The sequence below is a fragment of the Pseudoalteromonas sp. ATL1 genome (genome assembly GCF_058933015.1).
The window spans coordinates 3,963,484-3,976,575 of sequence record NZ_JBZYXL010000001.1 but is presented as its reverse complement, the minus strand read 5'-3'; the positions used below and the strand labels follow the sequence as shown (position 1 = coordinate 3,976,575).

Below are 13,092 nucleotides of genomic sequence, written 5' to 3'. Positions count from 1 at the left end.
TTTTTCAAGCAGTTTTTTTCACTTTGTTTTAGCCCCTTTAAGCAGTTCGTCCATCAGCTGCTCTATTTCCCTGCATTTCGCATCCAGCCTAGCAAACGCCTCGTCGGTGTTGTCGTACATACCGTCCTGAAGGGCTTCGACATATAACTTGATAACGGACAGCGGCGTACGCAACTGGTGGGACAGCGTCGCCAGAAACTGCGCCTTTTTGGCTTCGCACCCTTCTTCGCTCAGAGGGCCTTTGCTGCCATACTCTGGTAAGCGGGTTGCCCTGTCGGGGTGTTTCATCGGTTTTCAATCGCCATGTAAAATAGGTTCAACGCGAATTAAAACACACAAATATGCACTGAGAATGCAGAGAGGGAGTTTTTGGCAGTGAAATCGTCAGCAGCGGGATCCTGACGAATGGCCGGAATCAGCTCATCTCAAATTTATATCCAGCCCCGTAAATTGAGCGGATCAGGTCCTGTTCAAGGGGGAGTTTGGCGAGCTTTTTACGGATATTGCGGATATGACTGTCGACAGTGCGCTCAGAGGTATCGCTGTATTCTTGGTACACCAGATCCAAGATCTGCTGGCGGGAATAGATGCGATTTGGGGTTGAGTACAATAGATGAAATAGCTTGAATTCAACCGCCGACAATTCGACGGTCTCATCGTTCAGGCTGATCATAAAGCTGCTGTTATCGACCGTTAGGCTGTGTTCCGGCTGCAGGGGGCGATTCAACCGCCTGAGCTGCACCTTGACTCGGGCGACCAACTCCTTAACCGAATAGGGCTTGCAGACATAATCGTCCGCGCCGATTTCGAGGCCCACTAGTCGGTCAACTTCTTCCACCTTGGCGGTGGTGATAATGACGGGCACAGCACTAAAGGCGCGAATTTCCCTGCACACGTCCAGCCCCTGTTTGGTGGGCAGGTCGAGATCCAGCAATACCACTTCAGGCTCGTTGGCCCTGACCCAGTCGGCTACGCCGACCCCGTCCGCAAAGTATTGTGTGTTCATGCCTGCGGCATGCAGGTACAGGGTAACTATGTCGGCAATTTCCTGATCGTCTTCAACGATCACTATGGTGTCTGTCATGGGCATTCGGTATCTACAGCGGAAGTTTAATTGTAATGCCTAAACCACCCAAAGGGGAAGCCGACGCCGTAATTTCCCCGCCGTGGGCTTCGACGATGGAGCGGCAGATCCAAAGTCCGAGCCCGGAGCCCGACTTGCTTTTATCGCGGGTGGATTTTGCGCGATACAGGCGCTCGAACACCTGTTCAAGCTCCGTTTCGCTGATGGCGGGGTGGCTGTCTTCAAAGCATATCACAGCCCTGCCGTCGCTCTGCGTAAGGGTAATGCGAACGTGGCCCTGTTCGTCGGTATAGCGGTAACTGTTTTTCATCAGGTTGTTGAGCACTTGGTTAAGCCGGCTCTCATCAAGCATGAGTTTAAGTTCGCCGGAGGTGTCATCACGCAGTTCAAGGCGGATATTTTTTTGCTGCATCATGGGTCGGAAGGAATCCACCGCCGAGGCCAGTAGTTCGCTTAAATTCACCAGTTGCTTATTTAAAACAAGCACGTTCGACTCCATCAGCGATAATTGGTAGATGTCGCCGACCAGTTGGTTCAGCCCAGCAATGCGCTTTTGCATCGTCTCGTAGGATTTTTCATCCGCTTGCAGCACTCCATCTTGCAGTGCCTCAAGCTGCATTTTCACCATGGCCAGCGGGGTGCGCAGATCATGGGTTACCTCCGCCAGCATTTTATTTTTTTGATCCATCAGCTCCGTCATCATCTCTGCCCTGCGGATCGCTTCACGCTTTTCATAGGCCTCACGCTGTTTGGTTTTGGCAAGCGCCAGACGCCAGCGGAACAGGGCGGCGATAATGGCCGCACCGAGCAGCAATACAAGTGCCTTGAACCAGCCAGTTTCGAAAAATTTGGCCTCGACCGATACCGTCAGAGTCAGGGGGGCATTGCTCCAGTTGCCGTTGCGATTGCTGCCTTCGACAAGCAGGCTGTATTCTCCCGGCGGCAACGAGGTGTATTGAGCCTGTCGCACATCGGCTGGGGTGTCTATCCAATCGGTGTCGTAGCCTAGCAGTTTATAGCGGTAGCGGTTTGCCTTAGGGGCGGAATAGTCCAGCGCCGCGAAACGTAACGAAAATTGGTTCGCCGACGCGGGAACTCGAATATTTGGTCGCGTATAGTCGAAGGTTAGGGGCTGATTTCCTACGCTAAGTTCGGTGACGACCAAAGGGGGCTCGTAGCGCCATGGCTCGCCGGCGTCTTGTGCCATTAACACCAGGCCGTTAATCGAGGTATGCAACAGGCTGTCGTTAACGGGGATAATGCTTCTGCCGTGGCCGCTTTTTCGCACGCCGTCCGCTTCGCCAAACGTATGAACTGGCTTACCGTTTTCATTGAGCAAGAAGTGGGCGCCGAGTCTGTACTCACCGTTTGCCAGCTGAAACAGCACATCCTCGTTGTCCATATCGGCCGTTGTCTGTTCGGCAAAGGGAACTAGGTGCATGATGTTATTTTTATGCTCTAGCAGACGATCGATGCCGGATTTATTGTAAATCAGGATTTCACCGCGGCGATTTTGCAGAAACTGTACAATGGTGTTGTGCCTTAGGGTGCCTTCGGTGCCGTTTTCTTTGCTGTATAAACGTACTTCGCTCCGATTTTTATCTATCACTCCAAAGCCGCTGGTGGTGCCGACCCAAACGCGATTTTGCGTGTCGACCATCAGCTCCCGTACATAGTTGATAAAGGGCGTGCCGTCGCTATTGGCAGGTCTGGAAAACGCTAGCGTGTGCACGTTCAACTTGGCTAGACCTCTGTCCGAACCGATCCAAAGCTCACCATCGTGGCTAAGCGCGAGGTGCCTGACAAACACCCCGTCAGTTTTCGCCAGCGGCAGCTTGAATTCGTTTAACATTCGGCTGGTGGTATCGAAGCGGAATACATTGCCGTTGCCACCGCCAAGCCAATAGACATCTTCGGATTGTTTTACGCCGCTGAAAAACTGGATGTTGTTATAAGCCGGCTCCTTGAGCAGGGGCTTGGCTTGGCCGGTCGTTAGATCAAGCAGGGTCGGTGTATGCTGATTCAAAATGAGCAGTTCCGACTCGCTCACCTTTAACACGTTAGCCAGATAAGAATCGAAAGTGGTTTTTAACTGGGGCGCGTACTTGTCGAAATGACGGAATTTATCTGACTGCGGGTTGTAATATTGCAGGCCGACATTGGTGACGCCGAGCCACACCAGCCCCGAGCGTGCTCTCAGCAAGGGGTAGACCAAATCGCCCCGCAGGCCGTATTTGTCGAGCAGGTTACCTCGCAATGTTTTTTTCAGTCGACCGCTGGCAGCGTCGCGAATTTCAACGCCCATGGTGCCCGAAAGCCATACCTCGCCGTTATCTGTTTCAGTAATGGCCGTATTGGCGGCGGCCTGACGGGAGGGTGGGGTCTCCAGTTTGAGCACTGATTGGCGGTCACCGCTGATGACATAGGTGCCCTGCTTTTGCGTGGCAAGCCATATTCGGCCGTCTTTGGCAGTATAGAAGCGCCTGATCACTACGCCTTTGAGCAGGCGCTTAAAATCGCCCGTTTGCAGCAATGAAAATCGCTGCTCCTTTGGATTAAGCTTTGCCAGCCCCTTGGCTGTTGCAAGCCACAGCGAACCGTTCGTGTCGGTTTCCAGATCAAGCAGGTAATTAAAGTAGCGGTCCTCGGGGTTGTCGGCGGAGAGATGATGGCTAAATGTCAGTGTTGAGACATCGAACTTGTCTAGGCCGAAACTGTGAGCAATCCAGAGGTTGCCTTGTGAATCCTTCTGTAGGCCGTTGACCTGGTTGCCGCCAAGGGAGGCTGGGTTGTCTTTTTCCCGTTTGAAGTGACTGAATTGATAGCTGCGTAGATCGAGCCGAAACAGGCCGCTTGCCATGGTGCCTATCCATAAATCATCCCCGTCGGCCAGCAAGGAGCGCACGTAGATATTGGTCACGTCGAATGGCATACCTTCGGATGTCATTCTGCGGTTTTCATAGCCGTCGTAGCGGAACAGGCCGCGCTGGGTGCCGACCCAGATAAAGCCTTGGTCGTCTTGGGCCAGTTTTAATATTTCTTTGTTGGCCAGCTCCGTATGGGCGTCGGCGGTAAAAATAGTGGGGGCGAACAGGCTCGGGTGATAATCATTCTTCGCCTGAGCGGCGGAGCAAAATACCAACAATAAACAAAAGAACAGCTTGGTATAAAACGGGGACATATAAATCGTATCGGGCCTGTAGTTTCAAGAAGTTTGTCATAGTGCGGGCGGGAAAGCCAGCGACCGCCCCTGAACGACTGTTTGTGTGGTGAGTGGTTTCTCTGCTTACGTCCCGTATCCTAAATTCTCATCGCACACTTCCTAGGTTTAATTCGCCGCCTTGATGAAAAAATTTATTTTTTTTGGCGGGTTTTGCCGGGGCAATCCGTTTTTGTATTTAAGGCCGTTCTTTAGCCTGCGTGTCGGGCGAGGCAAACAGAATCGAGTTTATAGTATTTTCTGATTTATGGAGTCGTAATGAATAATGAATATCTAGGTGTTGAAAACAAGGTGGGGCGTCAGCCCCAAACGGGCAGCAAGAAGCGTTTGGCTCGCAGCTTGGTGGCCGCCGGTGTGCTCGGCGCTTTGGCAAGCCACAGTGCTCAGGCAGAAATCCTCCGCGATACCAGTATCGGCGGCAGTTCGTTCCAGATGGTGTCGCTTGATGGCGGTAAAGGCTGGTTTGACAGTACGTTCGAGGTGTCCGACCGGGTGACGGTGGATGCTCAGGGTCGGATGCTGATGGTCGGCATCACCAATCCTGGCATAGAAATGGGCGACGAGATCTATATCGAACGTCGCTTAGGCGACAACAGCCTAGACCCCAGCTTCGGCAACGGCGGCAAGGTGATGCTCAGCGACGCTAACTATAGCTTGAGTGGATTTGTCATTACCCTCGACAACCAGGGTCGTATTCTGGTTGCCGGTTATAGCAGCAACAAGGAAATGCGCCTGTACCGATTGCTCGAGAACGGCACCCTGGATACCAGTTTCGGCGAGGGCGGCGAAGCCATTTTCGCCATTAACGGCCAGGGCCCGAAAGCGACCAGCATTCTCAGCGACGCCCAGGGCCGTATTTACCTGGGCGGTTGGGTTTATCAATCGGGCTGGGATGCCTTTGTCGCGCGCTTTGACGCCAGCGGCAACATTGACACCAGCTTCAACGGCACCGGCTACCAGCTACTGGAAGATTCCGGTGGTGACGATCGCATCAATGCGCTGGCCCTTGCCGGCGACGGCGCGCTGCTGGCGGCAGGCCATATCGGCTTCAAATCGACCCTGTTCCGCTTCAGCGAAGACGGCACGTTTGATGCCAACTTCGGCACAAGCGGCATGGTGACGGTGAGCCGCTCGGCGACCCAATCCAACCAGGCGTACGACCTGGTCGTCGACGCCGGCGGCAAGATTTTGGTGACCACTACAGAACAAGCCAGCGACCTGGACACCACTGAAATCTTTAACCTGTACCGCTACAACAGCGACGGTACTCTGGACAGCAGCTTTGCCGACAACGGCTGGTTTGGCCTGGATGTGAACGGACAGGGAACCAGCGGCAGCAATACCTCGACGAGTATCAAAATAGACAGTCAGGGCCGTATTCTGCTCGGCGGCGAGATCTATAACGGCAGCACCAGGCATATGGCGCTGCTGCGCCTCAGCGATAGCGGCGTGCTGGACACCAGTTTCGGCGAGAGCGGCATCGGCAGTTATTATCTGGAACCGGGCAATGACAACAGCGACCCCTTGCTCATTCAGCAGGACGCCGCCGGCAATCTCGATATCTTCTCCCATCAAACAGGCTCTAATGACGACCTCGGTTGGAGCAGAGTAGATGCTAACGGCCATGCCACCCGGCCCTTTGCCAAAGACGGCGCGGTGATCGCCGGCGCCGACGACTTGACCCTGCCGTTTGACGCTAGCGAAGATTACAACTTGGTGCGGGTCGATGCCGAGGGCCGCACCCTAGTGGTCGGTTATGGCCAGGACAGCAGCAAGACCACGGGCAGCGACATTATTCTGCGTCGCTATAATGTCGATGGCAGCCTGGACACCGGTTTTGCGAGCAATGGTTCTTACCTGCTGCATGTCGGCAGCAACGACTATCCGCAAGACCTGCAGATCGACGCCAACGGCAATATCTGGCTGCTGGGGCAATCGGCGTGGAATGCCACAGGTTTTTACCTAGTGAAGCTCAATGCCGGCGGCCAGCCGGACGCAGGCTTTGGCACGGGTGGCCTGCTTGATATGCCGGATACCCTGAAACCTGTGAAGCTTATGCTGCACGCCGACGGCAGCATGCTGGTCGCCGGCGATAAATATAAGTTGGCGCGCCTGAATAGCGACGGTAGCTTGGACACCAGCTTCGGTAATGGCGGTACTTTCGCCGCCGCCGGTCTCGGCATGAACGACCACTTGGCCTACGCAGGTGAAGACAGCCAGGACCGTTTCCTGCTGACGGGTAGCTACTGGGATGGGGTCAATCGGGTCAGTAAGTCGATGACGATGCGGGTCAATGCCGACGGCACCCTGGACACCAGCTTCGGCACCGATGGCGTGACCATTTACACCCTGCCGAACCAGAGCTATACCGGGTTTAAAGGTGCCCTGGTCGAGGGCGACACCCTGTGGTTGGCGCTTACTGCGGGAACGAGCCTCAACTATCTGCTGCGCCTCGATGCCTCGGGCGCGGTCGATACCAACTTTAACGGCGGCACGCCGCTGCAGTTCGGCGCCGGCCAGAAGCTCTATGTGAAGGACATGCACAAGGACAGCGCAGGGCGTTTCCTGTTTGCCGGTAGGGTCGGCACCGACAATTACGATTTTGCTTACGTGCAGCGCCTCAATGCCGACGGCTCGGCGGACGAGAGCTTTGCCCCTGGCGGCGTGCAGACCTTTGATTTCGGCAACGGTGTCAACTTTGAATCCCTGGCCATCAAGCCGAACGGCGATTTGGTGGCGGCGGGCTATTACAGCTTAAATAGCGACCGCGGCATTCTGGTGCATTTGACCGAGAATGATGCCCCGACGATTAACGGCATGCCGGCAACCAGCGTCAACCAGGATGCGGCCTACAGCTTCACCCCGGCCGCTATGGATGCCAACGGCGATACCCTGACGTTCAGCATTCAAAACAAGCCGAGCTGGGCGAATTTTGATACCACCACAGGCATGCTTTCCGGCACGCCGGGCAACGCGGATGTCGGCAGCTACAGCAATATCATGATTTCGGTGAGCGACGGCCGCGAGACCGTATCTCTTGCGGCGTTTGACCTGACCGTGGTCAACGTTAACGACGCGCCGACGATTTCGGGTCAGCCCGCTATTTCCGTCGATCAGGACGTAGCCTACAGCTTTACCCCATCGGCCAACGATATCGACGGCGACACCTTAACGTTCAGCATTCAGAACAAGCCCGGCTGGGCGAGCTTCGACACGGCAACCGGAACCATTTCAGGTATACCGAGCAACGCGGATGTCGGAGAGTATCTCGACGTGTTCATTTCCGTTAGTGACGGCACGGTTTCAACACCGTTGGAACCTTTCCCGCTCACCGTTGTGAACGTTAACGACGCGCCGACGATTTCCGGCACGCCCGCCACATCGGTCGATCAGGGCGTGGCTTACAGCTTTATTCCATCAGCCAACGATATCGACGGCAATACGTTGACGTTCAGCATTGTGAACAAGCCCACGTGGGCCAGCTTTGATACCGCGACGGGAACCCTCAGCGGTATTCCGGGCAACGCGGATGTAGGCAGCTACAGCAATATCGTGATTTCAGTGAATGACGGCACAGTCTCAGTAAACCTGGCGGCCTTTGGCTTCACTGTGGTCAACGTGAACGACGCGCCGACGATTTCGGGCACGCCTGCGACGTCGGTCGATCAGGGGGCTGCCTACAGCTTTACCCCGACGGCCAACGACATCGATGGCGACTCCCTGACGTTCGTGATCGCCAACAAGCCAAGCTGGGCAAGCTTCGACACTAGCACGGGCACGCTTTCCGGCACGCCGGGTGATGCGGATGCGGGCAGCTTTGCAAATATTCAAATTGGCGTGAGCGACGGTACACTAACCACTAACCTGGCAGCGTTCGACATTGTGGTCGTCGACAAGGTTGCGCCGGTACTGACCCTGAACGGCGGTACCAGTGCCTCGGTTGGTCAGGGAGCAAGCTTCAAAGATCCTGGCTATACGGCTGTTGATAATAGCGACGGCGACATCACTAGCAAGGTTGTAGTGAGCGGCGCTGTGAATACAGGTACGCTCGGCGTCTATACCCTGACGTACAGCGTATCGGATGTGGCGGGCAATGCCACAACCGTGACGCGCAGTGTGTCTGTGGTGGACGAGATGCCACCGGTGATCACGGTCCCTGCGGCAATGACAGTGGCAGCGACAGATGCGTCGGGCACGGTTGTGACGAACAGCGCGATTGCGGCTTTCCTTGCCAGCGCTACGGCTAATGATGCGGTAGATGGGTCGCTTGTGGTGACCCATGATGCGCCAGCGGTGTTGCCGCTTGGTGCTAACACCATCACCTTTGAGGCGGTGGATGCAAGCGGTAACAGAGCAAGTCAAACGGCGGTATTGACCGTTGTTGACCAAACCAAACCTGTGCTGAGCTTGAACGGCAGCAACGCGATAACGCTCCCAGTTGGCGACGTATACAGTGAACTCGGTGCCAGTGCGTTGGACAATGTCGATGGTGACATCAGCGCTAAAGTGGTTGTCAGTGGTACGGTGGATAGTAGCACGGTGGGCGTGTACACCTTGACGTATACGGTGAGCGATGCGGCGGGCAATACCGCGACTGCGACGCGTAGTGTGTCAATTCAGGATGCCAGTGCACCGGTGGTGACGCCACCCAGTGATTTGGTGGTGGCCGCAACGGATGGCACAGGCACGGCAGCCAATGACGCAACGATTGCAACCTTCTTGGCTGGTGCGACGGCGCTGGATGCCGTCGATGGTGATCTGAGCAAGCAGGTAAGCCATGATGCGCCAGCGGTGTTCCCACTGGGCACCACGCAGGTCAATTTCAGTGTCACTGATGGTGCAGGCAACACGGGCACGGCGCGTGCGAGCGTGACGGTTGCAGATCAAAGCAAACCAGAGTTGGTACTCAGTAGCGGTAATACGTTGGTACTGAGTGTGGGCGAGGCGTTTGTTGAGCCGGGGTATACGGCATTGGATAACGTCGATGGTGATATCACCGCCAACGTAGTGCGCACGGGGACGGTGGATGTGAACGCCAAAGGGGTTTACACCCTAAGCTACACGGTTAGCGATGCGGCAGGTAATAAGGCCTCTGCGACACGCAGTGTCACGGTACAAGATGCGGCAGCGCCGGTGGTAACGGCACCGGCCAATATTGAGGTGGCGGCGACAGACGCAGAAGGTACGGCAGACACGGATGCGACGATTACAGCCTTCTTAACAGGCGCAAGCGCCCTTGATGGGGTTGACGGCGCGGTGTTGGTCACGCATAACGCACCACGGGTATTCCCTCTGGGTGTTACCACGGTTGTGTTCTCGGCAATAGATAAAAGTGGTAATACCGGTACAGCACAGGCCACAGTGACGGTGTCTGATCAGAGTAAACCCGTTATTACTTTAACGGGCGAATCTGCCATGCGCATCAGTCTGGGTGAGACGTTTGTTGAGCCGGGTTTCAGCGCACTAGATAATGTGGATGGTGATGTGACCACCAAGGTCAGTGTTAGCGGCAACATCGATACGGCGACCCTCGGTGCGTACATCTTAACGTACAGCGTATCGGATATTGCGGGTAATGCTACAACCGTGACGCGCAGTGTGTCTGTGGTGGATGCGGCAGCCCCGGTGGTCACGGCACCAGCCAATATTGAGGTGGCGGCAACAGATGCGTCGGGTACTGTGGCAACGAACAGCGCGATTGCGGCTTTCCTTGCCAGCGCTACGGCCAACGATGCGGTGGATGGCGCACTTACAGTAACCCATGATGCGCCAGCGGTGTTGCCGCTTGGCACGACAACCGTGACCTTTAGCGCGACCGACACGGCAGGCAACGTAGCAACCGCTAGTGCAACGGTGACGGTTGTAGACAGTAGCGCACCGGTGATCACGCTGACCAATGGTGCATCGCAAGAGTTAAATCTGGGTGAGCGATTCGTTGAGCCTGGTTTCAATGCAGTGGATAACGTGGATGGAGATGTAACGGCAAACGTGACGGTGACGGGCACGGTAAACACGACAACGGTGGGTGTTTATACGCTGAATTACACCGTACGTGATTTAGCAGGTAACCAAGGTAGTGCAAGTCGTACCGTGAGGGTGGTCGATAACACACCGCCTGACACAGCAGCCCCAGTGGTTAATGCCCCAGCGGGCGTGTCTGTGGTTGCACAAACGAGCAGTGGTTTAGCTGCCTCGGATGTTGCTATCAGCGCCTTCTTGGCAGCGGCAACGGCGGTAGATGCAGTAGACGGTGCGCTTACGGTGAGCAACGACGCACCAGCGGTGTTCCCAATTGGTGTGACCTCGGTAACCTTTACCGCAAGTGATAACGCGGGTAACACGGGGACGGCGACGTCAACGGTTACGGTGACGCTTGCGGTTGACAGCGAAGCCCCTGTGTTCGGCAGCGAACTGGCGGTGTTGGAAGTGGAAGCCACGGCGGCACTGACGCCGGTTGAGCTGGGTACGCCTTCAGTGACGGACAACAGTGGTCAGTTTGAACTGGTTGCGGACAACAAAGGGCCGTATCCGCTTGGCGAGACGGTGGTGACTTGGACGGCGGTGGATGCATCGGGTAACAGTGCAACGGCGACCCAGTTGGTACGCGTGGTAGATACCACGGCGCCTGTGATTGCCGGTGTGGCAGACCTTAACATTGATGCCCGCGGCGTACTAACAGACATCGGCAAGCGCCTGGCTTTAAGCGCCAGCGACTTGGTCGACGGTGACGTGAGCGTAGTGATTGAGGGCAGCAGCCAGCTGCGCTCTGGTGCGCACAATGTCTTGGTGAGCGCCACGGATAGCAGTGGTAACCGTGCACAAGCGACGCTTGCGGCGGCGATACGTCCACAGGTTGGTTTGGGTATTGACCGTATTGCCGAGAGTGGCGGCAGCGCGCGCATTGCGGTGCAGTTGAGCGGCAAGGCGCCGAGCTACCCGGTAACGGTCAGCTATGCTGTGACGGTAAACGGCAGCACAAGCAATGAAAGCGTGACGATTGACAGTGGCACATCGGGCGCGATAGCGGTTACGGTTCCGGCGACGCTGGTGACCGGCGATGTGGTCGAGGTGGTTCTAGTGGGGGCGACTAATGCAGTGCTTGGTGGCGACACGCAAGCGGTGGTTAACGTGGTGACGGGCAACAAGGCGCCGACGCTGAAGCTCAATGTAGCGCAGAATGGCCAGTCCGTATCGCAGGTTGACCCGGCGGGTGGTGTAGTGACCGTGAGTGCGGTTGTGAGCGACGTGAACGCGAACGACAGCCACGCTATCGAGTACGCCAACGATGCACTGGGTAACCTGGGCAGTGGTGACAGTATTGCCCTTGACCCGGCGACTCTGGCGGCGGGCTTCTACAGCATTGATGTGACGGCGACAGAAACCAACACGGACCCGGTGCTTGGCACGACGGCAAGTATCAGCTTCCGAGTGCTGGACGCGGCGCCGGTCCTGTCGGATACGACGGATACGGACGGAGATGGTATTGTCGATGCCCTTGAAGGGTTTGGCGACAGCGACGGCGACGGTATCCCGGACTATCTGGATGCGGATGCAGACACCGCACGACTGCCGCTGGCGGATAACGGCGATACGCTGCAGGTGCCAGCGGGCCTTGAGATGCGTCTTGGTGACACAATTCAGCAGGGGGCGACCTCATTGGATGCGGGCCTAACGGCGGAAGAACTGGTGGCACTGCTGGGCGAAAGCGCCCGTGACAACGGCCACGAAGGTGTGGGTTATCTGGTGGACTTCCAGGTCACGGGTCTGCAGGCTGGAGATTCGGTGCCTGTGGTAATGCCGCTGCCGGCGGGGCAGAGCATTCCGAGTGGTGCGACGTACCGTAAGTTCAGCCCGGCGCGCGGCTGGTTTGAGTTTATCGACGATGGCGCAAATCAGTTGCTGTCAGCACCGAGAGATGCAGACGGCAACTGTCCGGCGGCAGGCAACAGTGCTTACCGCAGGGGTCTTAACGCAGGCGACACTTGTATGCAGTTGGTGATAGTGGACGGCGGCGAGTACGACAACGATGGTCAGGTCAACGGCTCGGTTGCCGACCCGGGTATGCTGGCGGTGGCGCGCGTGAACAACGCGCCGGTGGCTTCAGTCCAAAATACTGACGTGACGGCGGATGAGCAAACGCGTGTGACGCTGGATGCTTCAAGCAGCACGGACTTGGACGGCGACAGCCTGAGCTACAGCTGGCAGCAGACGGGCGGCACACAAGTGCAGCTTGAGAATGCAGACAGTGCGGTGGCAAGCTTTATGGCGCCAGATATTCAGACGAATGAGCAGCTGATGTTTAGCGTGACGGTCAGCGACGGCATAGCCCAGAGCGTTCTGGACGTGACGGTTGCCTTGAACTTGGTCAACCAATTGCCAAGTTTGAGCGTGGATACGCGCGCAAGCGTTGATTCAGGCAAGAGCGTGCGCATAGCCGCGAGTGGCTCGGATGCGGACGGCCACGGCCTGACGTACCAGTGGGCGCAGCTTGATGGCACGGCGGTACAGCTTGACAACGCAAACGGCGATACTGTGATAGTGAGTGCACCTGAGGTCACGACAGATCAGACGGTTACGCTGCAGGTCAGCGTCAGCGACGGCTTTGATTCGGTCACCAGTCAGGTGATGCTGACGGTTAAAGCCCCAGCGGTAGTTACACCGCAGCCTCAGCCTGAAGCTAAGAGTTCGGGTGGTTCGATGCCGCTGTGGGCACTGGGCTTACTCAGCCTGTTGGGCCTGCGCCGACGCAACAAAAATTAATTACGACATTCCTTAATCGGAATACCCA

4 protein-coding genes are annotated in these 13,092 nt (G+C 56.4%); 1 reads left to right on the top strand and 3 read right to left on the bottom strand.

Features of this window, described 5'->3' with window-relative positions; all coding sequences use genetic code 11:
- Window positions 1-18 precede the first annotated feature (18 nt).
- From AC5FX4_RS17440 to AC5FX4_RS17430, 3 genes are all read right to left on the bottom strand, one after another.
- Window positions 19-288, bottom strand: a complete 270-nt coding sequence (locus tag AC5FX4_RS17440) for a histidine kinase dimerization/phospho-acceptor domain-containing protein (RefSeq protein ID WP_493607582.1) — start codon at window positions 286-288, stop codon at window positions 19-21.
- A 127-nt stretch (window positions 289-415) separates the two neighbouring features.
- Complete coding sequence (locus AC5FX4_RS17435) at window positions 416-1,084, bottom strand: response regulator (RefSeq protein ID WP_493607581.1); 669 nt, start codon at window positions 1,082-1,084, stop codon at window positions 416-418.
- A gap of 13 nt (window positions 1,085-1,097) precedes the next feature.
- Window positions 1,098-4,265 (bottom strand): ATP-binding protein, encoded by a 3,168-nt coding sequence (locus AC5FX4_RS17430; protein ID WP_493607580.1) that lies wholly within the window; start codon window positions 4,263-4,265, stop codon window positions 1,098-1,100.
- Window positions 4,266-4,562: 297 nt separating this feature from the next.
- On the opposite strand from AC5FX4_RS17430, the gene AC5FX4_RS17425 reads away from it, so the two are divergent.
- The gene (locus AC5FX4_RS17425; RefSeq protein WP_493607579.1) at window positions 4,563-13,064 is read left to right on the top strand and encodes an immunoglobulin-like domain-containing protein; all 8,502 of its coding nucleotides are present in this window, start codon (window positions 4,563-4,565) and stop codon (window positions 13,062-13,064) included.
- Window positions 13,065-13,092 lie beyond the last annotated feature (28 nt).